The organism is Neobacillus sp. GCM10023253 (assembly GCF_042653105.1).
Taxonomy (GTDB): domain Bacteria; phylum Bacillota; class Bacilli; order Bacillales; family Cytobacillaceae; genus Neobacillus; species Neobacillus citreus.
The window spans coordinates 334,834-355,344 of sequence record NZ_JBHSHV010000028.1 but is presented as its reverse complement, the minus strand read 5'-3'; the positions used below and the strand labels follow the sequence as shown (position 1 = coordinate 355,344).

14 protein-coding genes are annotated in these 20,511 nt (G+C 45.4%); all 14 read left to right on the top strand.

Annotation, left to right across the window (positions count from 1 at the left end; translation table 11 throughout):
• Window positions 1-10 precede the first annotated feature (10 nt).
• The 14 genes from lsrB to ACFPA1_RS26915 all read left to right on the top strand — a co-directional run bounded on the left by lsrB (window position 11) and on the right by ACFPA1_RS26915 (window position 20,465).
• Window positions 11-1,084, top strand: a complete 1,074-nt coding sequence (gene lsrB / locus ACFPA1_RS26980; protein WP_378587707.1) for an autoinducer 2 ABC transporter substrate-binding protein LsrB — start codon at window positions 11-13, stop codon at window positions 1,082-1,084.
• Window positions 1,085-1,322: 238 nt separating this feature from the next.
• Complete coding sequence (locus tag ACFPA1_RS26975; RefSeq protein WP_378587704.1) at window positions 1,323-3,005, top strand: hypothetical protein; 1,683 nt, start codon at window positions 1,323-1,325, stop codon at window positions 3,003-3,005.
• A 13-nt stretch (window positions 3,006-3,018) separates the two neighbouring features.
• The gene (locus ACFPA1_RS26970; RefSeq protein ID WP_378587702.1) at window positions 3,019-4,278 is read left to right on the top strand and encodes a DegT/DnrJ/EryC1/StrS family aminotransferase; all 1,260 of its coding nucleotides are present in this window, start codon (window positions 3,019-3,021) and stop codon (window positions 4,276-4,278) included.
• A gap of 63 nt (window positions 4,279-4,341) precedes the next feature.
• Complete coding sequence (locus ACFPA1_RS26965; protein ID WP_378587700.1) at window positions 4,342-6,180, top strand: hypothetical protein; 1,839 nt, start codon at window positions 4,342-4,344, stop codon at window positions 6,178-6,180.
• 25 nt (window positions 6,181-6,205) lie between these two features.
• Window positions 6,206-7,267, top strand: a complete 1,062-nt coding sequence (locus ACFPA1_RS26960) for an alpha/beta hydrolase family protein (protein WP_378587698.1) — start codon at window positions 6,206-6,208, stop codon at window positions 7,265-7,267.
• 82 nt (window positions 7,268-7,349) lie between these two features.
• Complete coding sequence (locus ACFPA1_RS26955) at window positions 7,350-8,780, top strand: extracellular solute-binding protein (protein WP_378587696.1); 1,431 nt, start codon at window positions 7,350-7,352, stop codon at window positions 8,778-8,780.
• Window positions 8,781-8,805: 25 nt separating this feature from the next.
• The gene (locus ACFPA1_RS26950) at window positions 8,806-11,043 is read left to right on the top strand and encodes a heparinase II/III domain-containing protein (RefSeq protein ID WP_378587693.1); all 2,238 of its coding nucleotides are present in this window, start codon (window positions 8,806-8,808) and stop codon (window positions 11,041-11,043) included.
• Between the two features lie 30 nt (window positions 11,044-11,073).
• Window positions 11,074-11,697 carry a YesL family protein gene (locus ACFPA1_RS26945; protein ID WP_213146326.1) on the top strand — a complete coding sequence of 208 codons (624 nt, stop codon included), beginning with the start codon at window positions 11,074-11,076 and terminating at the stop codon, window positions 11,695-11,697.
• Between the two features lie 99 nt (window positions 11,698-11,796).
• Window positions 11,797-12,768: an ABC transporter permease gene (locus ACFPA1_RS26940; RefSeq protein ID WP_378587690.1), complete on the top strand. Its 972-nt coding sequence runs from the start codon at window positions 11,797-11,799 to the stop codon at window positions 12,766-12,768.
• Window positions 12,769-12,788: 20 nt separating this feature from the next.
• Window positions 12,789-13,664 carry a carbohydrate ABC transporter permease gene (locus ACFPA1_RS26935; RefSeq protein ID WP_213146328.1) on the top strand — a complete coding sequence of 292 codons (876 nt, stop codon included), beginning with the start codon at window positions 12,789-12,791 and terminating at the stop codon, window positions 13,662-13,664.
• Between the two features lie 66 nt (window positions 13,665-13,730).
• On the top strand, window positions 13,731-15,323 hold the full coding sequence (locus ACFPA1_RS26930; protein WP_378587687.1) for an extracellular solute-binding protein: 1,593 nt from the start codon (window positions 13,731-13,733) through the stop codon (window positions 15,321-15,323).
• Between the two features lie 112 nt (window positions 15,324-15,435).
• Window positions 15,436-18,270, top strand: coding sequence for a hypothetical protein (locus ACFPA1_RS26925; protein ID WP_378587685.1), 2,835 nt, complete (start codon window positions 15,436-15,438; stop codon window positions 18,268-18,270).
• Between the two features lie 132 nt (window positions 18,271-18,402).
• Window positions 18,403-19,419: an NAD-dependent epimerase/dehydratase family protein gene (locus ACFPA1_RS26920; RefSeq protein WP_378587683.1), complete on the top strand. Its 1,017-nt coding sequence runs from the start codon at window positions 18,403-18,405 to the stop codon at window positions 19,417-19,419.
• Between the two features lie 2 nt (window positions 19,420-19,421).
• Window positions 19,422-20,465 (top strand): dihydrodipicolinate synthase family protein, encoded by a 1,044-nt coding sequence (locus ACFPA1_RS26915; RefSeq protein ID WP_378587680.1) that lies wholly within the window; start codon window positions 19,422-19,424, stop codon window positions 20,463-20,465.
• The last annotated feature ends 46 nt before the right edge of the window (window positions 20,466-20,511 follow it).

The window sequence follows — 20,511 nt, the reverse complement described above, 5'->3', positions numbered from 1 at the left end:
GTGTAGCGTAATGAGAAAATCTGGTTATCTGAAACTGCTCACTATTATTTTATCGGCACTGCTGGTACTGGCCGCTTGCAGCAGCAAAGGAGAAAAGTCGGCCGGCGAGGGCAGCGGCGGGAAAACTGATAAAAAGAATGTAAAACTGGCCTTTATCCCTAAATTGACCGGTGTCGGCTTTTTTACCTCCGGCGGTGAAGGGGCAAAGGAAATGGCTAAAGAGCTTGGCGTGGAGTTGACCTATGACGGGCCGAGTGAAGCGTCTGTTGCCGGGCAAGTTAAGTACATTAACAATTTTGTTAACCAGGGCTATAAAGCGTTGATGGTTTCTTCCACATCTGTAGACGGCTTGAACCAAGCCTTGGATCGTGCAAAAAAACGCGGCGTTAAGATTCTGACTTGGGACTCGGATGTAAACCCTGAGCACCGTTCTTTCTATATTAACCAAGGGACTCCGGATCAATTGGGCGGTATGCTGATTGATATGACGGCTGAGCAGGTCGGCGACAAGGCCAAGGTTGCATTCTTCTACTCTAGCCCGACGGTAACGGACCAGAACCAATGGGTTGAAGCTGCCAAGGCAAAAATTAAAGCTGAGCACCCAGGATGGGAGATTGTAACGACCCAATTTGGCGAAAATGATGCCCAGAAATCTCTGACTGTCGGTCAAAACATTATTAATACGTATCCTGATATCGATGCTGTCATTTGTCCGGATGCTACTGCGCTGCCGGCCATGGCTCAAGCGGCTGAAAACCTTGGCGTAGCAGGAAAAATTGCGATTACTGGATTCTCGACTCCGAACGTCATGCGCGACTTTGTCAAGCGCGGCACGGTTAAGCAATTCGGGCTGTGGGATGTGAAAAAGCAGGGGGCACTGGCTGCTTATGTTGCCTATCTGATGACAGTTGAGGGCAAGGATTTGAAGGTCGGCGACGAGTTTGATGTACCGAATATCGGCCATGTGAAGATTGAGCCAAATACCATTCAGGGCTATGACTATACCGATGATCGCAGCGGTATTATCCTCTTGCCAGAGCGGGTGGTGTTTACGAAGGATAATATTGATAAATACGATTTTTAATGTGGGATTGGGTTGGAAAACTACCCAAATAAAATACCACACAAAAACAGCTTAGAGTGAAAAACTCGAAGCTGTTTTTTTATGGGAATATCCCTCCAAACCACCGTCTCCATGCCAGTTATCCAACAAAAAAACTAAAATATTCAAAAAAGTAATTGAACTTTCCAATAATTTGGTTTATGATTTTCGCATACAGGTTAAATACATGTTCTTAACAAAAGAGGGGAAGGTTGGTGAGATGGATATGCAAATGGCCAGAATTGGTCTGTTTTTCGATGGGCAGGCAGAATTGCAGCGATGGTCCCATCAGGAAAGTATATTTGAACGATTTATAATCGAGGTGTTAGAACATGCTCGAGTACCCTATCAAATGATAGATGATATATCAAAATTTAATACAGTAGATTTATTGATTGTCGGACTTGCAAGTGAAAACCATCTCATAAAAGAGGCATTATTGGAATACGCCGCTTCGGGAGGAATTGTCATCAGTTACGGAGGATTGGAGCTCCTCAGCCAGGAGCTTGGGTGTAAAATCCTGCCGCCATTGGAAGCTGGTTATCTTGTTTTGCCAGCGGAATTCGGTCAGGAAGACCCGCTTCGCTATCTGAAGGCAAATCCTTGGCAATATATTGACTCAGAATCGGTAAAACAAACGGGTGAATTAAGCGGCGATGACCAGAAATCAGCAGCTCTTCTGCAAATACCAGTTGGAAAAGGATATGTTGACCGCTGGGCAATCAATATTCCGGAAACGATTGTCGGGCTCCAACAGGGAACGTCGCCTGTAACAGAGGATGGAATCCCGGCTCCTGATGGAACGGCAAATCTGGATGAAGGAATTCTCAAGGCAGATGACGGGTTCGAATTAGACTGGGAAAAGGACCGGAAAACAACGGAAACGGGGATGCCTTATTTTTTTACACCATATGCCGATCTATGGAGGGAAGTCCTCCTTGGGCACTTAACCCGGCGCGCTTTGGATAAAGGGTTGACCCTGCCCGTACTCGAGTACTGGCCTGCAGGGGTTCAGCATATGGCGATGATTTCGTTTGACAGCGATATGAACATCAACGAAGCCGCCGAAGCCACATTACAAGTATTGAAACAGGAGGATGTCCAGACCACTTGGTGTATCATCGCTCCTGGATTCAGCAAGGAAATCTATGAAAAAGCAAAAGTCGATGGCCACGAGTTAGCCCTTCATTATAATGCATTAGAGGCGGAAGACGGCGTCTGGTCGGAAGAAGCCTTTTTGGAGCAGCTTGAATGGTTAAAGGGAGCAGCCGATGAAACCAATTTCACCTCCAATAAAAACCACTACACAAGGTTTGAGGGCTGGGGGGAGCTGTTCCAATGGTGTGAGAAGAATGGCATACAGGCGGATCAAACAAGAGGACCAAGTAAAAAAGGGAATGTCGGGTTTCTGTTTGGAACGTGCCAGCCATACTTCCCAATTTCGTTGGCAGATGAACAAAACCGCTTCTACGACGTAATGGAGATTGGCTTTTTGACGCAGGATATGAATCACCCTTCGCTTGCGGATACCACCATTATTCAGCCGTTTTTGGAAAAAGCAAAACGAGTAGACGGCGTAGCGCATTTCTTGTTCCATCAGCATCACATCTACCATTTGCCAAAGGTCAAAGAGGCGCTGATTGAAGTAGTCAGGAAAGCAAGGGCAGCCGGGTTTACATTCTGGACCTCCAAGCAAATTAATGATTGGGAAAGGGCCCGCAGGACGCTGACGGTCTCTGCAAATGGCAGATTGGAAGTCCTAGGAGCTGCGGAACTGCCGGATGTGAAGGTTTGGATTCCTCTGGCTGATGCGGATGCCGAGGAACGCGGACTTACCTATAAATATGGTCTGCCAGGCAAAACTCAAGTATTGCAGGTTCAGCTAAATAAAGTGGAATTGTGAGGAGTGGGTGAAGATGCTAACCAATCAGCTTGCGATTCATGGAGGACCGAAAACGAAAACCACGCCATTTGGAACGGGAAACCGTTTCGGCGAGGAAGAAGTAAAGGAACTCATTGAAGCCCTTAATCAGAATACTCTTTTCTATCACTTTGGAAAAAAGGTCAATCAGTTTTTAGAAGATTTCAATAACATGCATGGTGTAAAATACAGTGTAGCGACATCGTCAGGAACAGCAGCAATCCATGTGGCACTTGGAGCTGCAGGGGTTACCGTAGGAGATGAGGTTATCACAAGTCCCATCACGGATCAGGGAACTGTCATCGGGATACTTTATCAAAATGCCATTCCCGTTTTTGCTGACCTCCATCCCTATTCGTTTAATTTAGATCCAAAATCGATAGAAGAAAAAATCACGGAAAAAACGAAGGCGATTCTCGTTGTGCACTTGGCCGGGAATCCCTGTGATATGGATCCGATTATGGAAATTGCCAAGAAGCATAATCTGAAGGTAATCGAGGATTGCGCTCAAAGCTATTTAACTAGATATAAAGGTAGATTAGTAGGTACCATCGGAGATTATGGATGCTTTAGTACCAATGATTTTAAACATATTTCCACAGGCGATGGCGGGATTGTCTCTGTCAATTCCGGCAATGAACAGGATTACCACCGCACCCATGCCTTTGCCGATAAAAATTATCAGCGCCTCGACGACAAGGTATCGCGCGACATTCACTATTTGGCGCCGAATTACCGAATGACGGAGCTCCAAGGTGCGGTGGGAATTGCCCAATTGCGAAAGCTGAACTGGATTTGTGAGACGCGGCATCAGTATGGCGAAATGCTGAATAGTGCAGTTGGAGAGGTAGATGGCCTCTATCCGATGGATATTTCGGAGCAGGATTATTGTACGTACTGGTTCTATATGTTCAGGCTAAACTTAGAAGTTCTCTCCTGTACAAACGAAGAATTCTCAGCCGCTCTTGCCGCTGAAGGCATTCCGAATCAGGCCGGGTACATCCCAAAGGTGCTTTACGAGCAGCCAATGTTTCAGCAAAAGCAAGCATATCTAAACAGCCAATTTCCGTTCAGCTTGTCAGCACAGGATTATCCAAAAGGGCTCTGTCCAGTCGCGGAGGAAATATTGAATACGGCCATCCGTATTAATCTAAGCGAGTTTTACGAGCAGCAGGATATCGAAGAAATCATTGCGGCGGTCACGAAAGTAGCAAATTTTTATTCTATGGAAAAATCACCTGCCGAGAGTAAATAAAAGACCAAAAAACATGAACGGGAAACCTCCCCAACGAAAGTCCATGAAAAAGAGGGATTCTTAATGATGACAAATAGACGGGCCGTAGACCACGGCATTCAGGTAAACGCCGAGGAATCCCGAACGGCGGCCATCTGCATCAATCGTGCTGGCGAAGAACGATTGGTGATTGCGGCGAAGGGGTTTGTATTAATAATTGACCCGGAAACAGAAGAAACCAGGCAGTTATTCTTTCCGGAACAGCATATAGACTATCCCTTTGCTTCCTACAGCAGTGAAGACGGCCTGTTTTACACCGGGGCAGGAAACATGCTGATGGTCATTGATCCGTTCAAAGGAGAATTCTTTGATTATCAATGGATAGAAAATGGCGAAGAAATTGTTGGTTTCAGCTTTGCGGAGGACTGCTCCGGCCAGATTTATTTTTCTTCGTACCCAAGCTGTCATCTTCTGCAATATTGCCCAAAAACAAAAAACATTCACGACCACGGGCAGATGGATAAAACGGAAAAGTATCCTGCCAGTACTGCGGTTGACAGGTATGGCTGGGTGTATCTTGGGATTGGCACGGAGCGGAAAAATATCGTTGCCTTTCATCCGGATACAAAGGAGCGGAAAACGCTCGTCCCGCCAACCGAACGAACAAGAGGCGCGGGGTATGTCTATCAAGGCAAAGACGGAAACGTCTATGGGCATTGGGAAGCAAGCGATTTAAAGGATGTCAATAAATCGTTGATTTGGTATGAATTTTTCGCGGGCGGCTGCAGTCTTACCTCCCACGCTGCATACTCCCGTTATTCCGGAGAGGGCTTTAACCGAATCCACCGGAATGGGGAGGGCTGCTGGAGGGGGCTGGAGCATCGTTTGGCAGAAGGGTTTCTTTTTATAAAAAAACAGCAGGATTCCGCCAAGAAAATTACATTGCAGTACCAATCGGAGGGGGCTGCACTTTCAACTCTCATTTCCGCTGACAATCGCTATATTTATGGAACTTCAATGCATCCAATGCAGCTTTTTCGCTATGACGTAACCGCCCAGCAAGCCACGAATTTTGGCGGAGCGGTGCTCGAAAAAGGCGGCGGCGGGAATATTCCTGCCTATGCCGTTCAAGGCACGAAGTTGATTGGGTTTGCCTATGCCGGCGGAAAAATATATGAAATCAATCTGGAGAAGCCCATTCAACACTTGGAAAACAGCAGGAATCCGAGGCTGATCAGCGAGCATTTAGACATTCACCGGCCAAGATGTGCAGCCGCCCATCCTGACGGCAGCCATATTGTTTGGGGCGGATTTCCGGGCTATGGAATGACCGGCGGCGGTCTTGGAATTTATCATGTTGATTCACGGACGAATACGGTCCTCCCGCATACTTCTGTTGTCCCGAATCAGAGTACCGTCTGCCTTGGTGTCCTGCGTTCTGGTGATATTGTCGGAGGAACCAGTATCGAAACCCCCGGCGGTGCCAGCACGAAGGAACAGGAAGGGAAACTCTTTTTATTCGATTGGACCAAGCAGGAGGTTAGTTTTCGCATCAGCCCGATTCCCGGTTCCAAAGAAATTGCCCAGTTGTTTGTGGATGGACGGGATCTCGTGCACGGGTTGACGATCGAAGGCATTTATTTTGTGTTTGATCTTCAGAGCCGCAAAGTTCTGTTTCAAAAAGATTTTTCAGGCTACGGTGCACCTGTTCGAACGGGCTTTGTCGGCAGTACGGAACAGCCAGCACTTTATGGCTTATTAAATCAGGCGATTATCAAAATTGAGATCACGGGGCCGGAGCCAAGAGAGCCTGAGGTTCATGCTCTGTTGGCGAACCGTGCCACAAGCGGGATGGTCTATCATGACGGATGGATCTATTATGGCTCAGGAAGCCATCTCATGAGTATAAAAGTGGAATCGTAAATTGACAAAGAGTGGTGACGCTAGGATGGCCTATACCTTGAAACAGCTGCAGGAAGAAGGAATTCCCCGCTTATTGACGGGCATTCAGACGATTAAAGAGTGGGAAGCCAAGCGAAACGATATTTTAGAGCGATGGCTGAATGTGATTGGTCCGGTTCCGAACCCCGGCCAGCCCAAAATAGAATTTCAATCTATTGTTAGAGAGCCGGACCATTTTCGAATTCATTTAACCTATGAATCTGCCAATCACGATTGGGTTCCGGCGAATTTGCTGATTCCTGATGATGGCGGGACCGAACTGACCCCTGTTAATGTTGAAGCCGAATTGTTTACAAAAAAGACGAAGAAACGGCCGGCTGTTCTGGCCCTGCACCCAACCTCCAATGAGGGGAAGGATGATGTGACACTTGCAAGCGGAAGAGTGAACCGTACCTACGGGTTGGAGCTTGTAAAACGGGGCTATATTGTCCTCGCACCTGACACGATTACAGCTGGCGAGCGAGTTCAGCCGAACGAGGAGCCATTTCATACTGCTTCCTTTTATGAAAAATATCCAGAGTGGTCTGCGGTGGGGAAAATGCTTGTGGATCATATGTACGGCGTTTCACTGCTGGAGAGATTAGCCAGTGTACATAAAATCGGAGCGATTGGTCATTCGCTTGGCGGCTATAATGCCTACTTTTTGGCTGGAATCGATAAACGCGTGAAGGCTGTTGTCACAAGCTGCGGCTTTGCTGTGTTTGCAGGTGACCCTGAACGCGAACGTTGGGGCAGGCGCAGTTGGTTCTCCCATATTCCCAAGGTCAGCGATTTCCTGGCTAAAGAAGAAGTGCCGTTTGAGTTTAATGAAATTGCCGCACTTGTGGCGCCAACGCCGTTTTTTCTGTGGATGGGCCAAAAGGATAGGATCTTCCCTCATTGGGAACCGGCCGCACAAGCTGTAGCTGATATAGACAAGTTATATACCATTTTAGATGTTGAACATCAGTTTAAAGCCCTGATTGGGAATGAGGGCCATGATTTTCCAAGCGAAATCCGCCAGTCAGCCTATACGTTTTTAGATGAAAAGCTAAATCCAGAAAACTGAGAGAGTCATAAAAATAGTATTTTGCAAAACCGATTCACCTCATTTAATATTAAATCATCAAGTTGTATAGGAGCGGTATGCGGTGTTGAAGAGACGAAGTGAATTCGAAGTTAAATATTATAAATTCTTATCTGAATTAAAGGATGAAATCATTTCAGGCAGGCTCAAGCCCGGGGAATTTATCCTGCCGGAAAACACTTTAAGTAAAGAATATGATTTAAGTAGAGTCTCCATCAGGAAAGCACTTGCAGAGCTAGTAGATGAAGGATTAATTGAAAAAATTCCTGGAAAAGGCAACCGTGTTTCCCTTCCTGAAGAAACCTCCAAGCAGACCATCACGCTTGGCTGGTACTCAGATTCTTACGAAATTGAAATTATTGAAGAAATTATTGCGCGTTTTGAACAGTTAAACCCGTTCGTCAAAGTCGATTTGCAGCTTTTCCCAGGGACGGATTATGTGTATACCTTAACGCAATTGATTGAACGCGGGCAGGGACCGGATGTATTTATGGTGTCCGATTTACATTTCCGGCAGCTTGCGGCCATTAATAAGTTAGATGTGATCGAACCGTATGTGCCAGAGCACCTGCAGCCAGATAAAGATAGTTATCCAAAGCTATTTGAAATGTTCACGGTCAATCATGAGACGATTCTGACACCATTCTTATTTTCTCCGGTGATTATTTGTTATAACAAAAAAATGTTTTCGGATGCTAAAATCCCGCAGCCATACAAATTGGAGAGCTGGCAGGATTTACTGGATTCTGCGAAAAAATGCACGAAGGATGAAGGCGGAAATGAGCTCGTTCAACAGTACGGCTTTTGTTTCTCGGCTTCCTCTAACCGTTTTCCTGTCTTTATGCTGCAAAATGGCGGGAAGTTTTTCGATGAAACCCGCAGTAAATCATTGTTAAATAGTAAGGAAAATATTGAAGCATTATCCTTTTGTGTGGATCTAATGTATGAAAATAAGGTTTCGCCTATCTTTTCCCATGGCAGCAATCATATGGCGGAGAATTTATTTATGCGCGAGCGGGCGTCAATGATCCTGACCACCTATTTCTTTATGAATGAGTTCCGTGACCATAAAATCAAATGGGATGTTATGCCAGCCCCTAAGAACAAAAAAAATGCAACCATATTGCTCGGCGGTTCTTTGGGAATCAATAATCAGAGCGAAATGAAGGAATCAGCCAAAGCCCTGATTAATTACATGGTGAGCACGGAGGCACAGACAACGCTAAAACGAAACGGGTGCACGATCCCGATGCTCCGGGTGGTGGCAGAGGATAATTATTTGCTGCAGCCGGGCATTCATCCGGAGAATTATAACGCTTTTAAAGAGGTTATCCCCTATGCTTATACGACCAGGGATTTGCATTTAACCCATTCCGATATTGAACTGCTCGAAAATGAATTGCAATTCCTGTGGTCTAATATGGAAAAGCCGGCAGATGCCTGCAAACGGATTGAAAAACTGTTAAATGAAAAGCTGAACGGTGTAGTCCAATGACATCTAGTGGGAAAGGGGCTTTTCGATGAATCATCCAAACAGCTGGAATGTAAGAAATCATCCGCGGATATTATTCTCTGAAACAGAACTCAAACAGGTAAGAGACTCACAAATTGCGCAAGAATTTTTTGAACAGGCGAATCAATTTTTAACAGAAACGGACTTTCAGGTGAACTATCCGTCCATTCAGTTTCAAATCACGGTAACCCTTCCGCTCGTTCAGTTGGCACCGCTTCCGGAGGCGCCGGGATATATGGATTTTCCCTATTGGACGATGTACTCGCGGGCAATTGAGGAGCGCATTACCGTTTTGTCCACAGCTTATGCGCTTACTGAAGATCGGAAATACGGGGATAAGGTGAAAGAATACCTTTTGGCCCTCGCCAAGTTTACGAGATGGTACGAGTTTTCTAACCGGGGAGCGGAGGGAAACCTCAGCAATGCCCACTTTACGTTAGCTGCCGCAATTGGCTATGATTCTATCTATTCTTTGTTGAATGAGCAGGAACGGAACATCCTGCAGCAGGCAATCCTGGCTAATGGGCTGCAGCCGTTTGAAATCGATTTTGAAAATCAGGATAGTCATAATATTATTGCCTCCAAACGGGTAGCCATGCTGATTGGCGCCTTATCGATTGCAGATGAACAGGATGTCGGCCAGTATTTAACCAATGCATATGAGTATTTGTTTGCCTACCTGGAAGACCGGTTGACGAGTCCGGAAATTGAAGGCCTCCTTTATACAAGTGTGGCGATTCGCCATATATTAATGGCGGCAGATGCACTAAACCGGGCAACAGGCGATGCCTCATTGATTGGTCATGATTATTTTCAAACGTTTTTGCCAGAGCTATTCCTTTATATGCTCGGCAACGCCAAGAAGCAGAGCTTTGTGAACTTCTCAGACTCCTTCTACACTTTGGATATTAGCTATTTGATGGGGATGCTGGCACAGCGGAATCTGCATCCGGCTGCAAGCTGGTATTTTCAACAGGCAAAAACCAATCATTCACATGTTCTGTTACATCCTAAAAGGATGCCAGACCCGATTGCACCAGGTGAATTTTTCAATAAGCAACAATCAAAGGTTATACCTTCAATCGGCTGGGCCGCGTTCAGGAACGGCTGGGACAAGGAAAGCCATCTGCTGGCCTTTGCTTCAAGCGGGTCCGCTAAAGGTCATAATCATTATGACCAAAATAATTTTGTCCTCCATGTACATGATGAGTGGTTAATGACAAATCCGGGGTATCAGGATTATGTTCCCGGACCGCGAAACACGTTTACAACCGGGACGGTCGGCCATAATGCCATGCTAATTAATGGCGGCGGGCAGACGGAGCTTGGGCGGAGCCGGATTGCTGATTGGTATTTATCGCCTTCCTATGATTTCTGTACGGGTGATGCCACTGATGCCTACAATGGTGCGGTAAAGCAGTGGAAGCGGGCCATTCTGCACATCGATCAGGGATATTTTCTGATTGTGGATCGTGTAGGGAAAATTAATCCCGAGGACCGTGTGTCATTTTTATTTCATACAACCTCCAGCGTCATTGCAGCAGGCAGGCAGCTCGAGCTGAACGAGTCTATTGACTCCAATCACGTTATCATTGCCGGTGGACAGGCGGGGGCTTCACTTTATTATTGTTATCCTGAACAAACGAAGAAAACGTTGGAGCAGTTTCCGGGGGCAGAAGAATACGGAACCTACATAGCTGTCGAACCGGATGGGAATCTTCAGGAAGAATTCCTCGTGACGCTCATTGTTCCCCATGCCGACAAGAGATTGGCAGATAAACCATTAGATTATCAGGTTGATAGAAACTACGGGACAATTAGTATAAAGGTTGATAGGGAGGACTTTGGGGTGACCGATTACCTCTTATTTGCCGACAGCCAAGAATCCAAGCAGATGACGTCTGAACACACCGATTTTCAGGTGAATGGGGAACAGGCATGGGTTTGTTTCAATCACAGCTTTCAACAGCCTAAAAAGTGGGTGCTCATCAATGGTACGCGGCTGGATTTTGATGGCAAAGGGTATCTTACGGCCGATAAGAATCTTACTGCAAGAATGGAAAGGGACAGGCAGGAACGAAAGTATTGGCTGGAGCTGATGGAGGAGACTGCCATTGTGATTCCGTGCAGGGAATCGGATGTGGTATTGCTAAACAATCAAAGATATGAAAATAGCAAAACTGGGATTCTAGAACTGGTTTTACCTAAAGGAGAGACCGTGGTTCAAGTTATTCAGCAGGATTAACGTTAGCTGGCTTAAAGGAGATGGACATACATGATGCTGACAGGTTGGAAAGGGAAATTGAATGATTTTTTGGAATGGGCGATGAGACTTGCCTATGTAAACCTTCTATGGATTGGCGGGAGTCTGCTTGGACTTTTGGCTGCAGGCTTTTTCCCGGCGACCATTGCGATGTTTGCCGTGGTCAGGAAGTGGCTGCAAAAGGACGAGGAGATCAAAACAGCCTCCTATTTCTGGAAAATTTATAAAAGCGAAATGTTGAAGGGGAATGCGTTTGGCTATTGCTGGGTGATTCTGGGCCTGATCTTATATTTTGATTTAAGCTTTTTTCGCAGTTTTTCCAACCTGGTCAGCTTGATTTTTACCTATGTTACCTTTTTGATTGGCGCTGTCTATATCTGTTCTCTATTATTTGCCTTTCCTGTCTATGTGCATTATGATGAGCGCGTTTTCCAGACAGTAAAGAATTCAGTGCTGCTTACCTTATCGCGGCCGTTATTTGCGATTGTGCTGGCCATCGCGTTCTACCTTCCCTATTATCTGGTCTTTAGAGTGCCGGGGATGCTGCCATTTTACAGCGGCAGCTTGATTGCATACTGTTTATTGTTCGTATCTCTAAAGATATTCGATAATTTGGAACAGTTAGAAAAAGATTAAAAATTTATTGAAAACCCAGTAGGAATGTATTATTCTTATTATAAATACATGTTATATACATGTAGTTTGATGAGAGTGATGCAGAAAGGAGACGAGGGGATGGAGTTGAAATCAGTGAATGTCGATATAGATGAGCCTTTCCCGACCGCCGAAAAGACAAGTAAGTTCAGCCGGATCGGCAAAAAAATAATGAAAGACAAGTATTTGCTCCTATTGCTTCTCCCAGGCATATTGTACTTTCTCATTTACCGAATCGTACCGATGTTTGGAATTATCATCGCTTTTAAGGATTATAGTGCGTTTCGGGGACTAATGGATAGCCCATGGGTAGGACTAAAATACTTTAAATTGATTTTTGAAGATCCAGAGGTTATTAGAGTCATTTGGAATACACTGCAAATTTCGTTTTTGCAAATCTTTTTCGCCTTTCCGATTTCCATCATTTTAGCCTTGATGCTGAATGAATTAAGAAACCAAGTGTTTAAGCGGGTGGTTCAGTCGATTGTTTATTTACCACACTTCCTGTCTTGGGTTGTGGTAATCGGAATCACGGTTATTTTCCTCCGCAGCGAAGGAATCCTGAATGCGTTTCTGGTCGGCACGATGGGGATGAAACCGATTGAATTTTTAACAGACCCGACCCTTTTTAAACCGATTGTCATTCTGCAGGTCATCTGGAAGGAATCAGGCTGGGGGACAATCATTTTCCTGGCAGCCCTTGCAGGGGTTGACCCGTCACTATATGAAGCAGCCGCAATCGATGGAGCCAACCGCTGGAGACAAATCTGGCACATCACCCTGCCAGCGATTAAAAGCACCATCATTATCCTGCTGATCCTCCGCCTTGGAAACGTGATGGACTCCGGGTTTGAACAGATCTTCCTAATGCTTAATCCGTTTAATATGGATGCTGGGAATGTCTTAGATACATTTGTTTATTTTAAAGGGATTCAACAGGCAAACTACAGCTTTGCCACAGCCGTCGGATTATTTAAAGGTATAGTTGGGCTTTGTCTGGTTGTAGCAGCCAATCGTTTAGCGAAAAAATTTGGTGAAGATGGTTTGTATTAGGAAGGAAAGGAGGAAATTGAATGGACAGAAATACGTTAAGCTCTAAAATTTTTGATAAAATGAATGCTTTGCTCCTTGTGTTGATCGCTTTGACGATGGTCTTTCCTTTTTTCTATGTGTTTTCTGTTTCTTTTTCATCGGTAAGCGACTTTTTGGAAAATGACTTTCTCTTATGGCCGAAGGAATGGGTAACGGATGCCTACGAGTATATTTTAAGCTCCGACCGCTTCCTCCACTCTTTGCTTGTCACCATCTATATTACGGTGGTTGGTACAGCGGTTAACCTAATCTTTACAGCAACGATGGGCTATGCCTTGACAAGGTCAGTCATTGGCCAGCGAGCGATCCTGATGATGGTCATTTTCACCCTGTTGTTCTCTGCAGGAATGATTCCGACCTATATGATTGTCAAAGCTACCGGGTTGATTAACAGCCTTTGGGCCTTGATTATTCCGGTTGCCATCAGCCCATTTAACCTGATCATTATGAGACAGTTTTTCTTGAGCATTCCTGATGAGTTAAAGGAGGCTGCGATTATTGATGGGGCAAATGAGATCCAGATTTTCAGCAAGATTATCCTGCCGTTATCGAAGCCATCATTGGCGGCCTTTGGATTGTTTTATGCAGTTGGCCATTGGAACAGTTATTTTACTGGCGTTCTTTATTTAAGTGATCCGGCAAAATGGCCGATTCAGGTTATATTAAGACAAATCGTCATTGTTAACGAACCAAATGCAGCCTTGGGAGCAAATGAAATGATGCTCGAAACACTGCCGCCGCCGGTAACCATCCAAATGGCAGCCATTCTTCTGGCGACACTTCCGATTTTGGTCGTCTATCCATTCTTACAAAAACATTTTGCTAAAGGGGTGATGCTGGGTTCAGTAAAGGGATAAGCAGTCTCAGCTCTATGGCATCTGTAAGCGCTTTAGAAAAATAATTAAACTACAGGGGGGATTAGGTTGAAGATAGGTAAGATTTCACTCACTATGCTGTTAATACCATCACTACTTCTAGCCGCATGTTCGTCAGAAACGAACCAAGCCAGCAATAAGGAAAAGGAAAAGGAAACAAAGAAAGTAGATCCATTTGATCATTCTAAAAAATATACGATTACAGGGATGACCTTCCGCTTTGGCGATCCGCCGCCAGCTTCAAGTCCCGGACTTGATATGATCAATGAGCGCTTCAATGTGGATTATAAGCCGGAAATTATACCTCAAGGTGACTACGTAGAAAAATCTTCTGCCATCGTAGCTTCAGGATCGATGCCTGATTTGGTCGGTTTCCCAGCGAATGATGCAAGATTTTACCAATGGGCTTCAGAGGGAGCATTTCTTCCTTTAGATGATTATCTAAAGCATTACGAAACATTAGGGGAAATTCCAAAGCATATTTACGATGCGTTTAAAGTGAATGGAAAAATTTACGGAATTCCACGTTATACGCCTGAGTATCCAGTCACACCGATTATCCGAAAAGATTGGCTTGATAACCTTGGCTTAGAAGTTCCGACAAGCTATGAGGAGCTCAAAAAAGTAGCAATCGCCTTTACTGAGAATGACCCAGATCAAAACGGCAAGAAAGATACTTACGGACTCGCGATTGGCGAGAACATCAATCCAAACTTCAATATGGGAACATATTGGGATTTCAGTGCCTGGTACCACCAAGATAAAGATGGAAACTATATTCCTGGGATTATCTCTAAAGGAAGAAAAGATTTAATTGGCTTCTTTGCGGATTTATATGCAAAAGGTGCAATGACGAAAGACTTTGCGGTTCTTAACTGGCAGGATACGAATGCTGAGTTCTATAAGGGCAAAGCAGGAATTTTCATCGGCGGTGTAGCTGGTATGTCAGAACCATATTTACAAGGACTACTGGACCTTAATCCTAAGGCTGAATTAGTTGCCATTCCTCCATTTAAAGCACCAGATGGTTCTGTTGGCTTTACAATGGGTTCAGGTAACTCTGGTATTCTAGCACTTAATGCCAAAATGGCTGACGATGAAGGGAAAATTTATCGTGCCCTTGAATTGGTTGATTTCGGTAAGAAGTTCTATACAAGAGAAGAAATGACCCCGCAAAATAAAGACTTTGATTTCTTCTGGGGTAAAGAGGGCGTCGGTTACAAAATGGAAAATGGAGCGCCAGTACGTGTTCCTGAATTCTCTACTGCTGGTTTAGCGCCGTCTACTTATTTCTTAGACAACCGCGGCCATTTACCTGAGGGTGGAAAGGTTCGTTTTGCGGATGACTACAAGCTTGAACCTATGAAAAACCTGGTTAATTCCCTGCAGGATATGTTTGAGGCCAACAAGCTTTATGTCAATCCTTCTAATGGCGTCATTTCTAAAACAGAGCAAGAAAAAGGTACAGATTTAACGCAGTTCATTATGAATGAGCAGGCGAAAATGATTGCCGGTCAACGTCCGATTTCCGATTGGGATAAGCTTGTAGATGAGTACATGGCCCGCGGCGGTAAGGAAATCATACAAGAAATGAATAAAGGGATTAAAGAAAAGGGCTACAAGAAAAAAGAGTGGAAATAAATAGCACCATGATTAAATAGAGGAGTGAATTAGGAACTCCTCTATTTTCTTGAGAAAGTTAAGTTACAATCTATCAATCTATTAAGACTAACTCATTCTAAAGGAGGAAGTAATGAAAAAGTTTCGTCCTTATTCTACGGCTATTCTTATTGTAGGCCTCATTCTGGCATTACTGTCACCCGCTTTTGAATCATTTGCAGGTGCAGCGGGCGCTCCGCCGCAGTTGTCCCTAGTTAACGGGGGATTTGAGCTCGATGACAGCGGCAATATGCCCGGCTGGCACCCCGATGGTGCTGCAGAAAAGGTATTCAGCAGCCAAGAAAAAGTTTTTGAAGGAAAAAGCAGTTTGTTAATCAAGGATGAATCCACATCTGGTTCTTACGGTGCCATCAGCGATCCGGTAAAAACAGCACCATTTGGGAACGTGGTTCTGACTGCTCAAGTATTCAAGGAGTCTGGTGCAGGGGGCAAGGCCGACCTTCGTTTCTTTAAACAGGACGGTACCCTGCTGTCAGTGGTCAGCGCCCTGGTTGATTCCTCTGTAAGTGAAACAGGGAAATGGAGCAGCCTAAGACTGGCGGCTGCTGCACCAAAGGACGCAGCTTATTTTCAAGCGGCATTCTATACACCTAACGAAAGTGTCGGCGTGTTTTATGCGGATGAAGCCAAAATTTCGACTTCAACAGCTCCAGGAACGATTACAAATCTTGGCCCTCAATCAACTAGTCTTACGATCATGACAGGAGCGTACGGTAAAGATAAACTTGGCCGTGATGTCATGTACACGGTGGCCCAGGGAGATCCGGCGCAATTTATTGTCAGCGATGTGAAAACGAAGGAAATTTACGACCAGGAGCCGTTAGTAGCCCTTGATGGCAGCAACGCAACCGCCGCATGGGCGATTACTGTTGCCACTGATGGCAAGGTATATGTTGGCAGTACACCAAATGGGACGTTATTCCAGTATGATCCAAATACACAGGCCATGCGTACAATCGGCAAGCCAGTTCCATCCGATACCGTCATTTGGGTGCTTGTCCCGGGTAAAGACGGAAAGGTATATGGCGGCACGGGCTATTCTCAATCCATTTTTGAATATGATCCGGCAACAGATAAAGCAACCGTCTTAACATCGTTTAAGACAGCTACTAAGGAACAGCATGTCCGCTCACTGGCCTACGATGCTGAACGCAATACACTGTACGTCGGCGGTGCCGATGTGGCGAAGCTGTATAGTTATAATCTGACCACGGGAGAAAAAAAGCTGATTACAGGGTTCGGCGGCAAGACCTCTGTTTATGACCTTCAATACACTGCCGGCAAGCTGTTTATCCGTGTCGACCCGGGTCCTGTAATGTATGTCTACACCCCAGAAAACAACACCTTAATTGTCAAAAACAACCCTGAATATAATACAAGAGGATTTTCACCGGTTTCACCAGATGGCCGCGTGTTCTACACCTATTATGAGCCAAAGCCGGATGGCGGAAGCCAATGGTCCCTATACGCTTACGATGTCAATACTGGCCAATATGGTTCGCTTGGCATTGATGTAAAAGGACCGGCGATTGCGTTTCACTATGTGGAGTTAAATGATCCAAAGTTCCCTGGCGTGACTTTGGTGGGATTGGCCGGTAACAGCGGACGCGCCTTCTACTATAACTTGGAAACAGGCTATACAGAAACACCGGAACTTCCACTGCCGCCGCAATTTGTCGAACTGTTCAATATCGGCAAGAGTGTCGACGGAAAAATACTTAGCTCAGGCTTTATCTCAGGAGGCGGATTAGGCGTTTACTCTCCGACCCAGGACAAAACAACGCTTTATTCTTCACTTGGGCAGGTAGAGGGATATGCGACATTGAATGGCAAAGTGTATTTTGGTGTCTATCCTCGTGCTTCCATTTTTGAATATGACCCGGCAAAGCCTTGGAATCGCCTTGATCCAAGCGAGCCGTTAAATCCGCCGCGTCTTGCACAGCTTGGACAGGATCAGGATCGCCCTGTTGCGATGGTTGGGGTCGAGGAGGAAAACAGGCTTTATATAGGAACCTATCCGATTGCCGGTAAAACCGGCGGAGCGCTGAGTATCTATAACCCAGAGACAGGAGTATTCGATGTCAAACGCAACATTATTCCGGAGCATTCCATCAATACACTTCTTTACCGTGATGGGAAACTGTATATGGGTAGTGGTGCGATGGACGGCGGCTCTGGCAAGCTGGCCATTTATGATACGACAACAGACACAATCGAATATGAAACCATTCCGGTTGAAGGGAAAAAGACGCTGACTTCATTCATTTGGGGTCCAGACGGAAACCTTTGGGGAATGGCACTCGGAACGCTGTTTATCTTTGACCCTGATACAAAAAAGGTAATCTATAGCGATGATAAGTTTCCAACAGCAGACTATGCCCATTCCAATCCGCGTTTGATGATTGGCACAGACGGCAATGTGTATGCATCTATTTTCATTGGCTATGTTGCGGATAAAACCTATACAAGCAAATTCATTAAAATTGATGCAGCGACCAAGGAAGTATCCGTGATTCTTGAAGGAAACGTAGAAAAATTGGCACAGGACGACTTTGGAAATTTCTATTTTAAATACGGCAGTGAATTGATGAAGTACAGCGATCAAAATCTTGTTGTGAACTTAAGCGAGGTAAAGGCAGAGGTTGAAAAAGCAAGGCTGAAGCCGGGCGACAAAACGTCCATTAAGTTTACAGCACTACTGGAAAAAGGACGCACCACAAAGGAACTGTCTGGTGCAGTGATCAAATACGAATCTAGTAAACCGAAAGCGGCTGAAGTCAGTGAGGATGGAACCATCACTGCCAAACAGCCTGGTAGGACAGAAATAACGGTAACCGTTACGCTGAACGGGGTAACCGTCACTTCAAAACCGATTCCTGTGCTTGTAACAGGACCGTTCCCAGAATAAAGTTGACTAAAAAATAGCGGGCTGCCTTTATCTCTTCAAAAGAGGTAAAGGTGGTCTATATTTTACTAGAATTGTATACAGGTAAAGTACAGGTTACAAAAAATCACTTTAACAGGTAAAGGGGTAATCCTAATGAAGACAGTCGAACAGCTTGAATATGTAATGACAGAGCCATCAGCAGCTTTGGTTGAAGATATGAAGAAATTGGATGGAAATATCCTCATTCTTGGTGTAGGCGGAAAAATGGGCCCGACCTTGGCGAAAATGGCCAAACGAGCCATCAATGCAGCTGGTGTGGATAAAAAGGTCATCGGTGTCTCAAGGTTTTCGTCCGGTACTTTACAAGAGGAACTAGAAATGGCCGGGATTGAGACGATTGCCTGCGATTTATTGGATGAAGAGCAATTATCTAGACTGCCCCATGTGAAAAATATTATCTATATGGCTGGAAATAAATTTGGCACAACGGGCAATGAACATTTTACATGGGCAATGAACACTTATCTGCCGGGCCGGGTGGCTGAGAAATTCAAGGGCTCAAGGATTGTGGCCTTTTCAACGGGGAATGTGTATCCACTGGTTCCCGTTTCAGAAGGCGGATGTGATGAATCCCACCCAGTGAACCCTGTCGGAGAGTATGGTCAGTCATCGTTAGGAAGGGAGCGAATCTTCACTCATTTTGCACACCGTGACAATACACCGTTGACGATTTTCCGGTTGAACTATGCGATTGACATGAGATATGGCGTACTGCTGGAAATTGCCCGGGCTGTTAATGAAGGCAGGGAAATCGATGTGTCGATGGGCCATGTGAATGTCATTTGGCAGGGGGATGCCAATGAATACGCCATCCGTTCGCTGCTTATTGCTGATGTGCCGCCGCAGATTTTAAACGTAACAGGTCCTGAGCAGCTGCCGGTTCGCTGGGTTGCCAAGCAATTTGGCAAACTATTAGATAAACAGCCTATTTTTACGGGAGTAGAGCAGCCAACCGCATTATTAAATAATTCCGGAAAGGCTCACCGCCTGTTTGGTTACCCGAGGGTAGCCATCAATCAATTGATTGAATGGACTGCAGAATGGGTGAAGAACGACGGTGTTACAAGCAACAAGCCGACACATTTCCAAGAGCGAAAGGGGGCCTTTTAACCATGCTTTCCCCAGCTTTAAAGAAATTTCTGCATGAGGGTGCTGCCATCCCGGCTCACCCGCTTGCCCTGAATGAAAAAAGAGAACTCGATGAAGCGGCACAACGACGGCTGACTCATTATTATATTCAGGCAGGTGCTGGCGGGATTGCGGTTGGAGTTCATACCACCCAATTTGAAATCCGTGACCCTGAACATAATCTGTTAGAACCAGTTCTTAGAATGGCTGCCGAAGAAGTGGCAAAGGCAAAGCTAGACCGGCCGTTTTTAAAAATTGCCGGTGTTTGCGGCCCGACAGAACAAGCCATTCAGGAAGCCGAACTGGCTAAATCGCTTGGCTATGATTTGGTGCTTTTGAGCAATGGAGGGCTGACGAACTTCAGCGAGGTGGAACTATTGGAACGGACGCGGCGTGTTGCCGACATCATGCCTGTGTTTGGGTTTTATTTACAGCCATCTGTTGGCGGACGCATCTTTACGTACGATTTTTGGAAGGAATTCGCCGAAATTCCAAACGTGATGGCCATTAAAATCGCTCCATTTAATCGCTATCAAACGCTCGATGTAGTAAGGGCTGTATGTGAATCATCGAGACGGGATGAAATTGCCCTTTATACCGGCAATGATGACAATATTGTTCTTGATCTGTTGACGAAATACTCATTTACGGTAGATGGAAAAGTGGTAACCAAGGAAATTGCAGGTGGGCTGCTTGGTCACTGGGCTGTCTGGACAAGAAAAGCGGTGGAACTGCTGGAGGAGTTAAAGCAGGTCCGGAGCGGCGGTTCGATTGATGCGAAGTATTTGACCCTTGCCCAGGCTGTTACCGATACGAATGCTGTATTCTTTGATGCGGCCCATCAATTTAAAGGCTGTATTGCTGGAATTAACGAAGTATTGGCACGCCAAGGATTGCTTCAAGGCAATTGGTGCCTGTCTGATTATGAAGTCTTATCCCCAGGGCAGGCGGAGGAATTAGACAGAATCTACCGAATGTATCCAGACCTGCATGATGATGAATTTGTAAGAAACTTTTTGGCCGAATAACAGAATCAGTAAGGCTCGTTACGGGATTATTGATAGGAGAGGTTTA

Coding starts and splice junctions, on each gene's coding strand:
- ACFPA1_RS26970 (WP_378587702.1), top strand. CDS start 3,019: ATGCTAACCAATCAGCTTGCGATTCATGGAGGACCGAAAACGAAAACC.
- ACFPA1_RS26920 (WP_378587683.1), top strand. CDS start 18,403: ATGAAGACAGTCGAACAGCTTGAATATGTAATGACAGAGCCATCAGCA.
- ACFPA1_RS26965 (WP_378587700.1), top strand. CDS start 4,342: ATGATGACAAATAGACGGGCCGTAGACCACGGCATTCAGGTAAACGCC.
- ACFPA1_RS26975 (WP_378587704.1), top strand. CDS start 1,323: ATGGATATGCAAATGGCCAGAATTGGTCTGTTTTTCGATGGGCAGGCA.
- ACFPA1_RS26940 (WP_378587690.1), top strand. CDS start 11,797: ATGGAGTTGAAATCAGTGAATGTCGATATAGATGAGCCTTTCCCGACC.
- ACFPA1_RS26915 (WP_378587680.1), top strand. CDS start 19,422: ATGCTTTCCCCAGCTTTAAAGAAATTTCTGCATGAGGGTGCTGCCATC.
- ACFPA1_RS26945 (WP_213146326.1), top strand. CDS start 11,074: ATGATGCTGACAGGTTGGAAAGGGAAATTGAATGATTTTTTGGAATGG.
- lsrB (WP_378587707.1), top strand. CDS start 11: ATGAGAAAATCTGGTTATCTGAAACTGCTCACTATTATTTTATCGGCA.
- ACFPA1_RS26960 (WP_378587698.1), top strand. CDS start 6,206: ATGGCCTATACCTTGAAACAGCTGCAGGAAGAAGGAATTCCCCGCTTA.
- ACFPA1_RS26950 (WP_378587693.1), top strand. CDS start 8,806: ATGAATCATCCAAACAGCTGGAATGTAAGAAATCATCCGCGGATATTA.
- ACFPA1_RS26935 (WP_213146328.1), top strand. CDS start 12,789: ATGGACAGAAATACGTTAAGCTCTAAAATTTTTGATAAAATGAATGCT.
- ACFPA1_RS26925 (WP_378587685.1), top strand. CDS start 15,436: ATGAAAAAGTTTCGTCCTTATTCTACGGCTATTCTTATTGTAGGCCTC.